General features: G+C 42.6%; 1 pseudogene. It reads left to right on the top strand.

Features of this window, described 5'->3' with window-relative positions:
* Positions 1–96: 96 nt before the first annotated feature.
* A pseudogene (locus A3756_RS06415) lies at positions 97–441 on the top strand (haloacid dehalogenase); the annotation flags it as partial.

Here is a 441-nt window from a genome sequence, read left to right as displayed (position 1 = left end):
AAATAGTTGGCTTCGGCTAATAACTCTTAGAGGAGTGTTTGTGTGAACAGATTCCGAGCGCTAGAATAGCCGTTTTACGACAGTATAGAGAGTTTCATGATCGACTGGAATCAGATAGAAACAGTTTTCTTCGATATGGACGGTACGCTACTAGACCTCCATTTCGATAACTACTTTTGGCTAGAATATTTGCCAAAGCGTTATACGGAGCTGAAGAGCCTTAGTCATGACGATGCAGTGAAGTCGCTTCATGCTATGTACGAAGCACATCATGGTTCCCTAAACTGGTACTGTCTCGATTTCTGGTCTGATGCGCTCAACGTCGATATTGTGGAACTAAAGAAAGAAGTAAGTAATAAAATTGCGTATCGACCTCATGTTAAGGAATTCCTGGGAGCCGTCAAAAATATGCCTGTAGAGATGGCCATCCTTACCAATGCC

Source organism: Oleiphilus sp. HI0086 (assembly GCF_001635225.1).
Note: the sequence above shows the minus strand (reverse complement) of the source record. Positions and strands in the feature narration are given on the sequence as shown.